The 15,351-nt window shown below is 58.1% G+C and carries 18 protein-coding genes; 9 read left to right on the plus strand and 9 right to left on the minus strand.

Annotated features, from left to right (window positions below; translation table 11 throughout):
* Window positions 1-58 precede the first annotated feature (58 nt).
* The 6 genes from AC2FJ5_RS10790 to AC2FJ5_RS10815 all read left to right on the plus strand — a co-directional run bounded on the left by AC2FJ5_RS10790 (window position 59) and on the right by AC2FJ5_RS10815 (window position 5,020).
* Window positions 59-979, plus strand: coding sequence for a manganese-dependent inorganic pyrophosphatase (locus tag AC2FJ5_RS10790; RefSeq protein ID WP_281972652.1), 921 nt, complete (start codon window positions 59-61; stop codon window positions 977-979).
* A 126-nt stretch (window positions 980-1,105) separates the two neighbouring features.
* Window positions 1,106-1,981: an HAD family hydrolase gene (locus AC2FJ5_RS10795; RefSeq protein ID WP_496793338.1), complete on the plus strand. Its 876-nt coding sequence runs from the start codon at window positions 1,106-1,108 to the stop codon at window positions 1,979-1,981.
* 100 nt (window positions 1,982-2,081) lie between these two features.
* Entirely contained in the window at window positions 2,082-2,525 is a 444-nt protein-coding gene (locus AC2FJ5_RS10800; protein WP_074736482.1) for a MaoC family dehydratase, read from the plus strand.
* A gap of 58 nt (window positions 2,526-2,583) precedes the next feature.
* Window positions 2,584-3,516 carry a bifunctional riboflavin kinase/FAD synthetase gene (locus AC2FJ5_RS10805; RefSeq protein WP_496793339.1) on the plus strand — a complete coding sequence of 311 codons (933 nt, stop codon included), beginning with the start codon at window positions 2,584-2,586 and terminating at the stop codon, window positions 3,514-3,516.
* The gene (locus AC2FJ5_RS10810; RefSeq protein ID WP_142636512.1) at window positions 3,513-3,986 is read left to right on the plus strand and encodes a YcgN family cysteine cluster protein; all 474 of its coding nucleotides are present in this window, start codon (window positions 3,513-3,515) and stop codon (window positions 3,984-3,986) included. Before AC2FJ5_RS10805 ends, AC2FJ5_RS10810 begins: the two co-directional genes overlap by 4 nt.
* Window positions 3,986-5,020, plus strand: a complete 1,035-nt coding sequence (locus AC2FJ5_RS10815; RefSeq protein ID WP_496691021.1) for a threonine aldolase family protein — start codon at window positions 3,986-3,988, stop codon at window positions 5,018-5,020. The genes AC2FJ5_RS10810 and AC2FJ5_RS10815 overlap by 1 nt, the downstream gene beginning before the upstream one ends.
* Before the next feature lie 16 nt (window positions 5,021-5,036).
* Here the strand turns inward: AC2FJ5_RS10815 and AC2FJ5_RS10820 are convergent, their stop codons facing one another.
* The gene (locus AC2FJ5_RS10820) at window positions 5,037-5,849 is read right to left on the minus strand and encodes an alpha/beta fold hydrolase (protein ID WP_496691022.1); all 813 of its coding nucleotides are present in this window, start codon (window positions 5,847-5,849) and stop codon (window positions 5,037-5,039) included.
* 9 nt (window positions 5,850-5,858) lie between these two features.
* A complete protein-coding gene (locus AC2FJ5_RS10825; protein ID WP_496701888.1) occupies window positions 5,859-6,461 on the minus strand; it encodes a 2-hydroxychromene-2-carboxylate isomerase in 603 nt (200 codons plus the stop codon).
* Window positions 6,462-6,569: 108 nt separating this feature from the next.
* On the opposite strand from AC2FJ5_RS10825, the gene AC2FJ5_RS10830 reads away from it, so the two are divergent.
* On the plus strand, window positions 6,570-7,589 hold the full coding sequence (locus tag AC2FJ5_RS10830) for a ribose-phosphate pyrophosphokinase (RefSeq protein ID WP_142636504.1): 1,020 nt from the start codon (window positions 6,570-6,572) through the stop codon (window positions 7,587-7,589).
* Window positions 7,590-7,649: 60 nt separating this feature from the next.
* Window positions 7,650-8,102, plus strand: a complete 453-nt coding sequence (gene rpiB / locus AC2FJ5_RS10835) for a ribose 5-phosphate isomerase B (RefSeq protein ID WP_142636502.1) — start codon at window positions 7,650-7,652, stop codon at window positions 8,100-8,102.
* A gap of 14 nt (window positions 8,103-8,116) precedes the next feature.
* On the opposite strand, the gene AC2FJ5_RS10840 is transcribed toward rpiB, so the two are convergent.
* From AC2FJ5_RS10840 to AC2FJ5_RS10870, 7 genes are all read right to left on the minus strand, one after another.
* Entirely contained in the window at window positions 8,117-8,467 is a 351-nt protein-coding gene (locus AC2FJ5_RS10840; RefSeq protein ID WP_496793340.1) for an H-type lectin domain-containing protein, read from the minus strand.
* Between the two features lie 114 nt (window positions 8,468-8,581).
* Complete coding sequence (locus tag AC2FJ5_RS10845) at window positions 8,582-8,992, minus strand: F0F1 ATP synthase subunit epsilon (RefSeq protein WP_142636498.1); 411 nt, start codon at window positions 8,990-8,992, stop codon at window positions 8,582-8,584.
* A gap of 12 nt (window positions 8,993-9,004) precedes the next feature.
* Window positions 9,005-10,429, minus strand: coding sequence for a F0F1 ATP synthase subunit beta (atpD, locus tag AC2FJ5_RS10850; RefSeq protein WP_299981945.1), 1,425 nt, complete (start codon window positions 10,427-10,429; stop codon window positions 9,005-9,007).
* 20 nt (window positions 10,430-10,449) lie between these two features.
* Window positions 10,450-11,325, minus strand: a complete 876-nt coding sequence (locus tag AC2FJ5_RS10855; protein ID WP_496793341.1) for a F0F1 ATP synthase subunit gamma — start codon at window positions 11,323-11,325, stop codon at window positions 10,450-10,452.
* Between the two features lie 15 nt (window positions 11,326-11,340).
* Complete coding sequence (atpA, locus tag AC2FJ5_RS10860) at window positions 11,341-12,879, minus strand: F0F1 ATP synthase subunit alpha (protein ID WP_496793343.1); 1,539 nt, start codon at window positions 12,877-12,879, stop codon at window positions 11,341-11,343.
* Entirely contained in the window at window positions 12,880-13,440 is a 561-nt protein-coding gene (locus AC2FJ5_RS10865; RefSeq protein WP_142636489.1) for a F0F1 ATP synthase subunit delta, read from the minus strand.
* A 311-nt stretch (window positions 13,441-13,751) separates the two neighbouring features.
* The gene (locus AC2FJ5_RS10870) at window positions 13,752-14,486 is read right to left on the minus strand and encodes a class I SAM-dependent methyltransferase (protein ID WP_142636487.1); all 735 of its coding nucleotides are present in this window, start codon (window positions 14,484-14,486) and stop codon (window positions 13,752-13,754) included.
* A 61-nt stretch (window positions 14,487-14,547) separates the two neighbouring features.
* Here AC2FJ5_RS10870 and gloB point away from each other — a divergent pair, with 61 nt between their 5' ends.
* Complete coding sequence (gene gloB, locus AC2FJ5_RS10875) at window positions 14,548-15,315, plus strand: hydroxyacylglutathione hydrolase (RefSeq protein WP_496793345.1); 768 nt, start codon at window positions 14,548-14,550, stop codon at window positions 15,313-15,315.
* Window positions 15,316-15,351: the final 36 nt, after the last annotated feature.

Genomic DNA, 15,351 nt, shown 5'->3' on the forward strand with positions numbered 1-15,351 from the left:
ACAAGTGTGCCAGACCACCCTATAAGGCGCCCAAATCTACTCTCCTCAGGACGCTGAAATGACAACCCTCGTATTTGGACATAAATCCCCCGACACTGATTCCACCGGTTCGCCGATCCTGTGGTCGTGGTACATGAACGAAATCAAAGGCGAACAGGCCGAGCCTGTCCTGCTGGGCGAACCCAACACTGAAGCAGCCTTTATGCTGCAGCACTGGGACCTGCCCAAGCCGCGCATCATCACAGACGTAGAGGCTGACGCACCGGTTGTTATTGTCGACACGAACAACCCCGCCGAGCTGCCCGCCAGTATCAACGGCGCCGATATCCGCGCCATTATCGACCACCATAAACTGGTCGGCGGTCTGGAAACCAAAGGCCCGATCGACATCACCGTGCGGCCGCTGGCCTGCACCGCCACTATCATGGTTGACATGATCGGCGACGATGCCGCCAAAATGCCCGATGCCATCAAAGGCGCGGCGCTGACTTGCATCCTGTCGGACACGTTGGAATTCCGCTCGCCCACCACAACCGCGCATGACCGCGCTGTGGCCGAAAAACTGGCCGCGGATCTGGGTCTGGACGTCTCGGCCTATGCTGCAGAAATGTTCGCGGCCAAATCAGATGTGTCCTCATTCTCGGACGCCGAGCTGATCCGGATGGACAGCAAGGAATACGAAGTCGACGGCACCAAATTCCGCGTTTCGGTTCTGGAAACCACAGCACCGGGTGTCGTGCTGGACCGCAAAGACAGCCTTGCGGCGTCGATGGCCGACGTAGCCAAAGAGGACGGTGTCGATCAGGTATTGCTGTTCGTGGTCGATATTCTGAACGAAGAAGCAACCCTGCTGGTTCCCAACGATCTGGTCAAAGCCGTGGCCGAGAAAAGCTTTGGCGCTTCGGTTGATGGCGACGCGGTCGTTCTGCCCGGGATCATGAGCCGTAAGAAACAGATCATTCCGAACCTCAAGGTCTGATCCCAAAATCACCAAAGGCGCCTTGATCGGGCGCCTTTTTTGCTAGGCATTGCCCTTACTGGCCAAACACCACACGCACTGTCTTAGGCTCAAACGACACTCTTTCCAGATCAATGGGGGCCCATCATGACGCAGATCATCCACGCATTGCCCGAGGTTTCCAGCCGGTATAAGGCCCTGTTCGTCGATCTTTGGGGCTGTGTTCACAATGGCATCACCGCTTACCCCGAAGCGGTTGCGGCCCTGCAGGCCTATCGCGCGCAAGGCGGCATTGTTGTCCTGGTGACAAACTCACCCAAACCGCGTGCTGGCGTCGCTACCCAGCTGGCGCAATTCAATGTCCCAGACGACGCCTATGACACGATTGCAACCAGCGGAGATTCGGCCCGGTCGGCCATGTTCCGGGGCGCAGTGGGCGAAAAGGTCTATTTCATGGGCGAATGGCAGCGGGACGCGGGATTCTTTGAACCGCTGAAGTTGTTGGACCACCCGATTCATATCGAGCGCGTGCCGCTGGCCGAGGCAGAGGGCATTGCTTGTTGCGGCCCCTTCGATCCCATGGCCGATCCGTCTGTGAACCGCGCTGATTTCCTGTACGCCAAACAAAAGGGGCTGAAGCTGCTTTGTGCCAATCCCGATATTGTGGTGGACCGTGGCGAGGTTCGGGAGTGGTGCGCTGGTGCATTAGCCAGGCTTTATACGGAAATGGGTGGCGAAAGCCTATATTTCGGAAAGCCTCATCCGCCGATCTATGATCTTGCCCGCCGCAGGTTGCAGGAACTTGGCCACGACATCCCCGATGGGGACATTCTTGTCATCGGAGACGGTCCGCACACCGACATTCTGGGGGGAATGGGGGAAGGCATTGATTCTCTTTTCATCTCGGGCGGGCTAGCCGCGGCCGAGACAAAAACCGAGGCACATCCGCATCATGAATCCCTAACTGATTATATTCAAAAGGTAAAGATAAATCCGACCTATACGATTGGCCGCCTTAGGTAGTCAAAAAAGGCTTGATTTTCTGCAGTTGCAAAGTAATAAAGTTTCCCAACAGGGGTGACTTTGATTTTTTTGTTGCCCGGTGAATTCGAGTGAGGGCAACATGTTGGATAATCTTCCACGCGGCACGATCTGTATTGAAGACATCGAGATGGGCATGTCCCGTCACCTTCGCAAAGTGGTGACGGACGAGGATATCGAAATGTTTGCTCAGGTGTCGACCGACAGAAACCCCGTACATCTGGACGACGATTACGCCCGCGACACGATCTTCGAGGGGCGCATCGCGCATGGGATGCTGACCGCGGGTCTGATCTCGGCCGTGATCGGCGAGCAGTTGCCGGGCCACGGCACAGTTTACATGGGGCAGTCGCTGAAGTTTCTCGCTCCTGTTCGCCCGGGTGACATGGTCTATGCCGAGGTCAAGGTGATCGACATTGATTTTGCCAAGCGTCGGGTCAAGCTCGATTGTCACTGCGCAGTGGATGGCAAGAAGGTGCTGGTCGGCGAAGCCATGGTGCTGGCCCCGTCGCGCAAATTCGACTGAGCGTTTCCGGGGGTCTCAGACCCTTGAACAAGCGCGCCTGTCCCGCTAGGCAGTCGCTATGCGCATCATTCGTGACCTCCAATTCATCGAACCCCAAGATCGCGGCGCCAGCGTGGCGATCGGGAATTTCGACGGCGTTCATATTGGCCACCAATCTGTGATCGAACTGGCCCTCAGCGCCGCGCCGAGTGCACCTTTGGGCGTACTGACATTCGAGCCGCATCCCAGGGAATACTTCGCCCCGGACACCTCGCCCTTTCGTCTGATGCGCGGCAATGCCCGCGCGCACCGGTTAGCAAAACTGGGGGTCGAAAAGCTGTATGAGCTGCCGTTCAACGCCGCATTGGCTGGCCTGACGCCCAGGGAATTCGCCCGCAACGTGATCTGCGACGGGCTCGGCCTGTCGCATGTCGTCGTAGGTGCCGATTTCTGTTTCGGCAAAGGCCGCAGCGGCACCGCTGATGACTTGGTGCTCTTTGGGCAAGAGATGGGGTTCGGTGTCACCATCGCTCCGTTGATGGAGAGGTCCGAAAATGTCGTTTCTTCCACTGCGATCCGTACTGCACTGACCGAGGGCCGCCCGCAGGATGCCGCTACCATGCTGGGTCACTGGCACCGGATCGAAGGCGAGGTGATCGGAGGAGAACAACGGGGCCGTGAACTGGGATTTCCCACCGCAAACATGTCCATTGAGGGGCTGCATCCGCCAAGATTCGGCGTCTATGCCGTACTGGTCGATGTTCTGGATGGACCTCATCTGGGCAGCTATCAAGGCGCAGCCTCGGTTGGGACGCGACCGATGTTCAATGGTGAGGTCCCCAATATCGAAACCTTCCTGTTCGACTTCTCGGGTGACCTTTATGGCGCGACCCTGTCGGTGGGTCTGGTAGAATACCTGCGCCCCGAGATGACCTTTGACGGTCTGGACGGCCTGATCGCGCAGATGGATGCCGATTGCGACAAGGCCCGCGGCCTGCTGGCGGACCGATGACAACGGATCCGATCGACCGCACCGGCCTGGCCCCCAGGTTCTGGGAACGAAAACCGCTAACCCGCATGAACCAAGCCGAATGGGAAGCTTTGTGCGATGGCTGCGGCAAATGTTGTCTGAACAAACTGGAAGATGAAGACACCGGCGAGGTTGCCCTGACCTGCGTCGCCTGCCGTCTGCTGGATGACGAAAGTTGCCGCTGCACCCAATACGATATCCGCCACCAATTTGTGCCGGAATGTATCGTGATGACGCCGGGCAACATCAACGATCACGCCTATTGGCTGCCACAGACCTGTGCCTATCGCCTGCTGTGGGAGGGCAAACCCCTACACGACTGGCACCCCTTGATTTCTGGCACACCGGACAGCGTTCATGCCGCCGGAGTCTCGGTTCAGGGGCGGACCGTGTCCGAATTCGAAACTCCGCTGGAGGAGTGGGAAGATCATATCATCGAGGAGCCCAGCTAATGTACTTTGCCTCTGACAATTCGGGGCCGGTTCACCCGGCGGTCATGGAAGCGCTGAATGCTGCCAATCAGGGCTATCAGATGGCCTATGGAACCGACACCCTGATGAATGAGGTCCGGGATCGCATTCGCGGGGTGTTCGAGGCACCTGGCGCCGCCGTGTATCTGGTGGCCACCGGGACCGCGGCGAATTCGCTGGCGCTGGCGACGCTGGCGCAGCCGTGGGAGACGGTGTTCTGCTCACCTGTGGCCCATATCCACGAGGATGAGTGCAACGCGCCCGAGTTTTACAGCGGCGCCAAGCTGACGCTGGTTCCGGGCGCGGACAAGATGGCGCCGGACGCGCTGCGCGGCTCGATTCTGGCCGAAGAAACACGCGGCGTGCATGGACCGCAGCGCGGACCTGTATCCATTACGCAGGTGACCGAACGAGGGTCTGTTTACACCCTGTCAGAATTGCAGGCGCTCTGCGCTGTGGCCAAAGAGTATGGGCTGCCTGTCCATTTGGACGGTGCGCGTTTTTCCAACGCCCTTGTTGCGTTGAACTGCTCACCCGCCGAGATGACGTGGAAAGCAGGCGTGGATGCGGTCAGTTTTGGCGGGACCAAAAACGGGCTGATGGGCGTCGAAGCCGTTGTCTTCTTTGATGAAAGCAAAGCCTGGGAATTCGAATTGCGCCGCAAGCGCGGGGCGCACCTGTTCTCCAAGCACCGCTATCTGTCCGCACAAATGGCGGCGTATCTGCAGGATGATCTGTGGCTGACACTGGCCCGTCAGGCCAATAACAACTGCGCCCGTCTGACCGAGGGATTGCGGTCCAAAGGTGCCTCTTTCCTGCACGCGCCGCAGGCGAATATGATTTTTGCCCAATTTTCACGCGCCCAACACAAGCAACTGCATGCCGCAGGTGCTGTTTACCACCTGTGGGGGGCAGAGCTGGACGGGGCAGATGACAGCGAAATTCTAGCCTGTCGGCTGGTTTGTGACTGGTCCATCGAGCCTGCGCAAATTGATCGGTTCATCGCGCTCTTGTAACGACGCGCCCGAAGCTTCAGGCAGTGGCAGGCAGTCTGTTCCAAAAAGCCTCGATCAGAGCGCCGGTCTCTGTCGGGTGAGAGATCGGAGCCATATGCCCTGCCCCTTCGATCACGGCGCTTTCGGCCATTGGAAGACGGGATTTCAATCCAGAGTTTATCGCGACCATCACTGGGTGGGTGAGCGCGCCATGCAGCAGCAATACCGGCATATTGGCGTGTGCGATCCGCTCGGGCCGTAGCAAACCTTTGGAATCCATTATCAGTTCGTTTTCGACCTCGGATACCAGATGAATTCCACGCACCATCCCCGCCCGTGCAGTTTCGGGCATGTCTGACCAACGCGGCCCCCTATCTCCGGCCCACAACCGGTTGAACAGCCTTGCCGCCAAAGGTTCGTCGCCTGCTGCAAGCGCGTCCATACAGGGTTGGGCAACATGCGCGTATTCCGCCACGAGGTCCGGGGCATCCTGCTGTGCCACGGCAAAATACACCGGTTCGATCAGTACGACACTGCGAACCAATGTAGGGTGCTCGACCGCCAGCCGCAATGCAATCGCCGCGCCAAAAGAATGCCCGACCACGTCCATCGGCTCGGTCAGATGTTCAAGTGTGGCTTCGGTCAGCCGGTCATACAGATCCCCCTGGCGATCCCAGTCCGGGCTGCGCCCATGGGACAGCATATCCGGTGCAATAAAACTTGCCTGCCCTTTCATCGCCGCGGCTAGGCCTGCCCAGACCCCGGAATGAGCAATGGTACAATGCAAGGCCAGCACAGGGCGATCACCCTGCCCCAGCCGCGTGACATGCAGGTTCTGCGCAACGGCCATTATGTTGTCCTATCCCTTCAGCCCGGCCAGATGCCCGTCCAGATCGTCCAACCTGTCTTGGCCCCAGAACCGCTGATCGTCTTCCGTTATATAGAACGGAGCTCCAAAAACCCCGCGTTCCACGGCTTCTTCCAGATTGGCGGTATAGGTCTCAGCCCCGAGCAGCAAGCCGCTAACGGCCAGATCCGGGGAAAACCCAGCGTCAGCCAGGCAAGCGCGGATCACGTCGTCCTGCGCGATGTCCTTTTCCTCGGCCCAGCAGGCGCGCACAAAGGAATGCACCAGCTGCCCCACCTCCCCTGACCCGTCCTGAATGGCGGCGATGATCGCGTATGAGGACGGCGCCGCATTGGTGGGCCAATGGGCCGGTTGCAGGTTGAACGCCATACCCAGCTTTTTTGACTGTCGCTGCATTTCTTGTGTCCGGTATTCGATGCGCGAGATATGGCGGTCCTTGGGCGGAACACCTCCCGTACGTCCGAACAGGGCGACGATATCAAGCGGCTTGTAGTTGATTGTCGCACCATGTTTGGCCGCAATCTCCTCCAGGCGCAGTCCCGCCAGGTAGGTGTATGGCGAGAGTGTCGCAAAAAAGTAGTCAATGGTGGACATGTGAACTTTCTCCGCAGCGTTATCTTTGCTGGACGGTAAGGCCATGCTAAGCGGTGTCAACATCACGAATCTGTCACATTTGCCATTGCTGCCCGGGGACCTCAGCCGATGCCGACACTTCACGAACCCAAGCTAATCGCTGGGAACGCTAATCTTCCACTTGCCGAATCCATTGCACGCCGAATGAGCCTGTATCGCGGCGTCGATCAGGGTCTGGTCGATGCCCGGGTCGAACGGTTTAACGACGGTGAAATCTTTGTCGAAGTGTTCGAGAACGTGCGCGGCGAAGATATGTTCATCGTCCAGCCCACCTCGAACCCGGCCAATGACAATCTGATGGAGCTGCTCATCATTGCTGATGCGCTGCGCCGTTCGTCGGCCCAACGGATTACCGCCGTGATCCCCTATTTCGGCTATGCCCGCCAGGACCGCCGCACCAAGGCCCGCACACCGATCAGCGCCAAGCTGGTGGCCAACATGCTGACTGGCGCCGGGATCGAGCGTATCCTGACCATGGATCTGCACGCAGCGCAGATTCAGGGGTTCTTCGACATGCCTGTCGACAACCTTTATGCCTCGCCGATCTTTGCGCTGGATGTGAAACATCAGTTCAAGGACAGCCTCGACGAGATTATGGTCGTTTCGCCCGATGTGGGCGGCGTGGCCCGGGCGCGCGAGTTGGCCAAGCGGATCAACGCCCCGCTGTCGATCGTGGACAAACGCCGCGAAAAAGCCGGCGAAGTCGCCGAGATGACCGTAATTGGCGATGTCAGAGACAAGATCTGTTTGATCGTGGACGACATGTGCGACACGGCCGGTACCCTGTGCAAAGCGGCGCAAGTACTGCTGGATAATGGTGCGAAGGAAGTTCATTCCTACATCACACACGGCGTCATGAGCGGCCCTGCGGTCGAACGCGTGACCAATTCGGTGATGAAATCTCTGGTGCTGACCGACACGATCCAGCCGACAGAAGAAATTACCAAGGCCAAGAACATCCGCATCGTGCCCACAGCCCCGATCTTTACGCAGGCGATCCTGAATATCTGGAACGGCACCAGTGTATCGTCACTGTTCGAGGATAAGACCCTGACGCCGATCTACGAGTCGATGTATCATAGGGATTGATCGAACGCGGCGGCCCAAGGGCCGCCTCTTTTCTTTCTGCAATACAGGTCGGAGTTTACCGTGACAGCCTCAAAACGCATTGTTCTATCCAGCGACCACGCAGCTATCGAATTACGCCAGGCGGTTGCCTCTCATATTGCGGCCCAGGGATGGGACGTTGTCGATATCGGCCCCAAGACACCTGAGAGCACCCATTACCCTGTTCATGGCAAAGCCGCCGCCCAAGCAGTGGCTTCCGGGGATTGTCAGCTTGGCATCGTTCTGTGTGGAACGGGTCAAGGTATCATGATGGCGGCCAACAAGGTCCCCGGCATTCGCTGCGGTGTCTGCTCGGATGCCTTTTCCGCACGCATGATCCGCCAGCATAACGACGCCAACATGCTGTCTGTCGGCGCCCGAGTCGTGGGTGAGGGTCAGGCGCTGGATATAGTGGATGCGTTCCTGTCAGCCGAATTCGAAGGCGGACGGCATGCACACCGGGTCGCCATGATTGAGGCATCGGACGAGTCCTAAACCCAAGGCTGGCTTCACAGAATATCCCAGTCATCCTCATGCGGCACCTCGCCGAACGCTGTCCAAGATATTCGGATGCGCGCGATGCGGGTATCCGACCAGGTACGGAACACCGCAGAAAATCCCTCGGGCGTGATGTCCTCGGCCTTGACCTCGGCGCGCAATGCCGAAGATGTATCAACATCCCACAGTGACACGCTGATCTGTACAACAGGCGCGGAACGGTATGGCTGGCTGAATTCAATGTCCGAGCGTCGTTCGCGCGGCCCCTCGCCTGTCCACATGTCACCGCCATCTGCGAAGTCGGAGAACAGCACAACTTCGCCTTGGTCGATACCAATCGGATGGGTACTAAAAGTCTGCATTTTGTCGTCTTTTATAAAGAATTACGGAACCTTAGACCGCCCTTCATCCAAAATCACCACAAAAAAACGGCCCCGCACAGGCAGGGCCGTTTCTAAATCTACATGTCCTGAAACTTACAGGCTCATATGTGTCCCAAGAGCTTCCATATCGGCCAGCAGCTTGGCCGCATCGTCGACGACTGATTGATCGTCGCCGCCTTTGGCCGCGTCATGCGACGCACGTGCCTCGGCGATCAGATCGTCCAGATGCGCGCGGGTCACTTCAGAGACCGGAATGGCCTTTTCGGCCAGAACCGACATGCTGTCGCCATTGATCTGGGCAAACCCGCCGGTGACCAGGTATTCGCTGGACCCTTCGGGTGCCTCGACCTTTAGCAGGCCGGGGCGCAACGTGGTGATGGTGGGGGCATGATCGGGCATCGCCGTCATGTCCCCGTCCGCGCCGGGAAGCTGGACCGCAGTCACCGCGAGCGAAGCAAGGCTCCGCTCGGGGCTGACGAGGTCAAAGTGCATCGTGTTTGCCATCAGGTGTGCTCCTTAGGCGGCTTCTGCGGCCATCTTTTCCGCTTTGGCGATCACTTCATCGATGCCGCCAACCATCAGGAAGGCTGCCTCGGGCAGGTGATCGTATTCGCCGGCCACAACGGCCTTGAACGACGCGATGGTGACATCCAGAGGAACCTGAACACCAGGCGAGCCAGTGAAGACTTCGGCCACGTCAAACGGCTGCGACAGGAAGCGTTCAATCTTACGGGCACGGGCCACGGTCAGTTTGTCTTCTTCCGACAGTTCGTCCATGCCGAGGATCGCGATGATGTCCTGCAGCGACTTATAGCGCTGAAGGATCTGCTGAACGTCAGTCGCAACGGTATAATGCTCTTCACCGACGATGGCCGGGTCGAGCAGACGCGAGGTCGAGTCGAGCGGGTCAACGGCAGGGTAGATACCCTTTTCCGAGATCGCACGATTCAGAACGGTGGTCGCATCCAAGTGTGCGAACGAGGTGGCCGGCGCAGGGTCGGTCAAGTCATCCGCAGGAACATAGACGGCCTGAACCGACGTGATCGAGCCGGACTTGGTCGAGGTGATGCGTTCCTGCATCGCGCCCATGTCGGTCGCCAGTGTCGGCTGATAGCCCACCGCCGAAGGAATACGACCCAGCAGAGCCGAAACCTCGGAACCCGCCTGCGTAAAGCGGAAGATGTTGTCGACAAAGAACAGAACGTCGGCACCGGTTGCATCACGGAACTGTTCCGCCAGGGTCAGACCCGACAGAGCGATCCGCATACGGGCTCCCGGAGGCTCGTTCATCTGGCCGTAAACCAGCGCGATTTTCGAGTCTTCCAACTTGTCGGGAACGATAACGCCGGATTCAATCATCTCGTGATACAGGTCGTTACCTTCACGAGTCCGTTCACCAACACCCGCGAACACGGACACGCCCGAGTGTACTTTGGCGATGTTGTTAATCAGTTCCATGATCAGAACGGTCTTGCCAACACCGGCACCGCCGAACAGGCCGATCTTACCGCCTTTGGCGTAGGGGGCCAGCAGGTCAACAACCTTGATGCCGGTGACCAGAACTTCGGATTCTGTCGCCTGATCCGCGAAATCCGGCGCATCCTGGTGGATGGCGCGGGTTTCAGTTGTTTCTACCGGACCCTTTTCGTCGATGGGCTCACCCACAACGTTCAAAATACGGCCCAGTGTTGCGTTGCCGACTGGAACCGCGATCGGTGCGCCCGTGTCGGTTACGGCTTCGCCGCGAACCAGACCTTCGGTCGCGTCCATCGCAATGGTCCGGACTGTGTTTTCGCCCAGGTGCTGTGCAACCTCCAGAACCAGCTTTTTGCCGTTGTTGGTGGTGTCCAGCGCATTCAGAATTTCAGGCAGCTCATCATCAAAGTGCACGTCGACGACGGCCCCGATAATCTGAGTGACTTTGCCTTTTGCATTCGCCATGTTTCGTCTCCGGTTAGTCTCTACAGCGCTTCGGCGCCGGAAATGATTTCAATCAGCTCGTTGGTGATCACGGCCTGACGCGAACGGTTGAACTGGATCGTCAGCTTGTCGATCATTTCACCCGCGTTGCGTGTCGCGTTGTCCATTGCAGACATCCGTGCACCCTGCTCCGAGGCCCCGTTTTCGAGCAGCCCCGAGAAGATCGCGGTCGCAACCCCCTTGGGCAGCAGGTCGGCCAGAATGGCTTCTTCGCTGGGCTCGTAATCGAATACCGCACCGCTGTCGTCACCCTCGGTGTCCTCGAATGAGGCCGGGATGATCTGCTGTGCCGTCGGGGTCTGGCTTACGACGTTGACGAACTTCGAGTAAAAGATCGTGGCTACGTCGAACTCACCCGCGTCGAAACGGGACAGGACGTCTTTTGCGATGTCTTGCGCATTGGAGTAACCCAGACGCTTGACCTCGCTCAGATCGACATGGCCCACGAACAGATCGCCATAGTCACGCTTGATCGCGTCGCGGCCTTTCTTGCCAACAGTCAGAATTTTGACTGTCTTGCCCTGCGCCTTCAGCTCATAGGCTTTGGCGCGGGCCAACTTGGCGATGTTCGAGTTGAAGCCGCCACACAGGCCGCGTTCAGCTGTCATGACAACCAGCAGATGGACGTCATCACTGCCCGTACCACGCAGCAGCTTGGGGGCGCTGTCGCTGCCCCCGACCGATGCTGCCAGCCCCGCCATCACGGCATTGAACCGTGCAGCATAGGGGCGCGAAGCTTCGGCAGATTCCTGGGCGCGGCGCAGTTTTGCGGCCGCGACCATCTGCATGGCCTTGGTGATCTTGCGGGTCGATTTGACCGACTCGATCCTGTTTTTAAGATCCTTAAGATTTGGCATGTGCCCGCCTCTCCCTTAAGCGAAGGTTGCGGCGTATTCGTCCAGCGCAACCTTGATCTTGTCGGAGGCATCACCCTTGATCTTGGGATCTTCGTCAGTGATCCACTGAAGCAGGTCGGCGTGCTTGCCACGCAGGTGCGCCAGCAGGCCAGCCTCGTACCGGCCAACATCCGTCACGTCGATCTTGTCAAGGTAACCGTTGGTGCCGGCGAAGATGACGCAGACGATTTCGGCGTTGGTCAGCGGCGAGTACTGCGGCTGTTTCATCAGCTCGGTCAGACGCGCACCACGGTTCAGCAGCTGCTGGGTTGCGGCGTCCAGGTCGGAACCAAACTGCGCAAACGCGGCCATTTCGCGGTACTGAGCCAGTTCCAGTTTCACCGGACCGGCAACCGACTTCATCGAGTTGGTCTGAGCCGAAGAGCCCACACGCGAAACCGACAGACCGGTGTTCACAGCAGGACGGATACCCTGATAGAACAGTTCGGTTTCCAGAAAGATCTGACCATCGGTGATCGAGATCACGTTGGTCGGAATAAACGCCGAAACGTCACCACCTTGGGTTTCGATAACCGGCAGAGCGGTCAGCGAGCCAGCACCGAAGTCTTCGTTCAGCTTCGCCGAACGCTCCAGCAGGCGGGAGTGGAGGTAGAAAACGTCACCGGGATAGGCTTCACGTCCGGGCGGACGGCGCAGCAGCAGCGACATCTGACGATAGGACACGGCCTGTTTGGACAGGTCATCGTAGATGATCAGCGCGTGGCGGCCATTGTCGCGGAAGAACTCGGCCATTGCGGTTGCGGCATAGGGTGCCAGGAACTGCATCGGTGCCGGGTCGGACGCGGTTGCGGCCACAACGATCGAGTAATCAATCGCACCAGATTCTTCCAGTTTCTTCACCAGCTGCGCAACGGTCGAACGCTTTTGACCGATCGCAACGTAAACGCAGTACAGTTTCTTCGACTCGTCGTCGCCAGCCGCTTCGTTGTAAACTTTCTGGTTCAGGATCGCATCCAGAGCAACGGCAGTTTTACCGGTCTGACGATCACCAATGATCAGCTCTCGCTGGCCACGACCAATCGGGATCATCGCGTCGACCGATTTCAGGCCGGTTGCCATCGGCTCGTGAACCGATTTACGCGGGATGATGCCCGGCGCTTTGACGTCTGCAACGCCGCGCTCGGTGGATTCGATCGGACCCTTGCCGTCCAGCGGGTTGCCTAGGCCGTCAACAACACGACCCAGAAGACCGTTGCCGATCGGCACGTCCACGATCGAGTTGGTGCGCTTAACAGTGTCACCTTCTTTGATGTCACGGTCAGAACCAAAGATAACAACACCGACGTTGTCGCTTTCCAAGTTCAGCGCCATGCCCATGATGCCACCGGGGAATTCGACCATCTCACCGGCTTGCACATTGTCCAGGCCGTATACACGGGCAATCCCGTCACCGACGCTCAGCACGCGGCCGATTTCGGCCACTTCGGCTTCCTGACCAAAATTCTTGATCTGGTCCTTCAGGATTGCAGAAATCTCTGCAGCTTGGATTCCCATTTATCCGACCTCTTTCATTGCATTCTGTAGGGAGTTGAGCTTGGAGCGGATCGAGCTGTCGATCATCTTCGAGCCCACTTTAACGACAAGACCGCCGATGAGGCTTTCATCAACGGTCGCATTTATTGTTACGGTCTTGCCCACACGCTCGGACAGCGTTTTGGACAGTTTATCCATCTGTGTCTTTGTCAGCGCCTTGGCCGAGGCGACATCGGCGGTTACTTCGCCACGCTCTTCGGCCAGCATGTCGCGCAGAACCTGCACCAGTTGCGGCACAACGAACAGACGGCGTTTCTGCGCCATCAGACCCAGCGTGTTGCGCAGGATGGCGTTCAGACCCATCTTGTCGGCAATCGCTGTAATCGCGCCTTCTTGTTCAGCGCGCGAAACCAGAGGCGAGGCGATCAGGTCGCGCAGATCGGCACTGTCGCCCAATGCTGCTGCCAGATCGTTGATTCCGGTTTCCAGACCTGCGAGGTCTTTATTCTCTTTAGCGATCTCAAAAATCGCTGTGGCATAGCGCTCGGCGATGCCTGTGGAAATCGAAGCTGGTTCGGACACGTCCACCCTTCCGATATATTTGGGCCCCGAATTCGCGTTGCGGCAGCTACCCGGGGGCGTGAAGAAACCCCGTCCATAAGGCCGGGGATCAAAATCAACGGGGATGTAGCAGAGGTAAACCCAGCTAGCAACATATTATCACCATGGGCACCTTATCCACAAAGCGTTCTATTTCAGATACTTAGCTTGGGTGCGACCCTTTTATACGGCTGATGAGGGTGAAAAATGTTACCAAACCGCAAGGTTTTGCGATTCCTGCAGCCATTTTCGCGTGTTTCGGCCTTGTGACGGAAGGTAGTACCGGCGTTGCGCTAGGCTGGCTTGAGCAGGCCATCCAGCGCCTTGATCTGACGGCGCCCTGTCGCTTTGGTGACGGTTCCGCTGGGCGGTCTGATTTGCTTTGTCGCCTCAACCATCAGAACGCCGCCTGCCATGATCGTCGGCAAACGCTGGCCAGTTTTCTCTATCAGGCTGCCGGATTTCAACCAGAACCGACGGAAGGACGGAGGCAAATACAAGGCGGAACAATAGTTATCCGTCATAAAGTGATGCGCCCTTAGCTGGCTTTCCAACTGCGAGGCAGAATAAGGGCGCCCGAATCCAAATGGCGTTCGATCGGTCCGTGACCACAGCCCCGCACGGTTCGGTACGATAAAAAGCGCCCGTCCACCGGGACCAAGCACACGCCAGCATTCCGCCAGCAATTCGGCGGGACGTTGTGACGTTTCAAGTCCATGCATCACCACCAGCTTGTCCACATGGCCCGTTTCAATCGGCCACAAGGTCTCTTCCGTCAAAACAGATACGTTGGGCATTCCCGCAGGCCAGGGCATCACCCCCTGCGGCCCGGGCATCAGCCCGATGACGCGGCGCGCATCTTTCAGGTAGGGTCGCAACAACGGCACAGCAAAGCCAAACCCTACGACGGTTTGACCTTTGGCCTCGGGCCACAGATCAATCATTCGCCCACGAATGGCCGCCTGCGCTGCACGACCAAGAGTGCTGCGGTAGTAGAAATTCCTCAGATCCTGCACATCAAGATGCATTGCGGACACCTGGCCAATCGGATTAGCTGAGCGCAGTCTAGCAACGAAAGGGCAAAAGGCCATGCCTCTTGAGATCGTCACCATCCCATGTCTCAGCGATAACTACGCATTTCTGGCGCATGACGCGGTTAGCGGCAACACCGCATTAATCGACGCGCCCGAAAGCGATCCGATTCTGTCAGAACTGGAACGACGTGGCTGGGGCTTGTCTCATGTGTTGCTCACGCATCACCATTTCGACCACGTAGACGGGTTGCCGGCCATTTTGGAACAGCACCCGGCGACGGTGATCGGCGCGGCAGCCGACGCACATCGCCTGCCACCCTTGGATCAACAGGTCAATGACGGCGACAGTTTTGAAATCGGCGGAGAACCCGTCCTTGTTCTGGACGTTTCGGGGCATACTCTTGGTCATATCGCCTTTCACATGCCGCAAAGCGCGGTGGTCTTTACCGCCGACAGCCTGATGGCAATGGGTTGTGGACGCCTGTTTGAAGGCACCGCACCGCAGATGTGGGAATCGCTGTGTAAACTGAGCGCCTTGCCGGATGACACGCTGGTTTGTTCAGGGCACGAGTACACGCAGTCCAACGCCAAATTCGCTCTCACCGTCGATCCAGGAAATTCTGCGCTGCAGAAACGCGTCGCAGAAATTGACAGCACCCGAGCCGCCCAACAGCCTACAGTTCCCTCCACTCTGGCGTTGGAAAAGGCCACTAACCCCTTCCTGCGCGCTGCTGACCCGGCGATTCAGGCGCATCTGGGTATGGCAGGCGCCGAACCAGCCAAAATTTTTGCTGAAATCAGGGCTAGAAAAGATCGGTTTTGATACCTATTTCACCTACTTCACAGCCACGGTCACAAC

It is taken from the genome of Ruegeria sp. CDSA221, assembly GCF_059611825.1.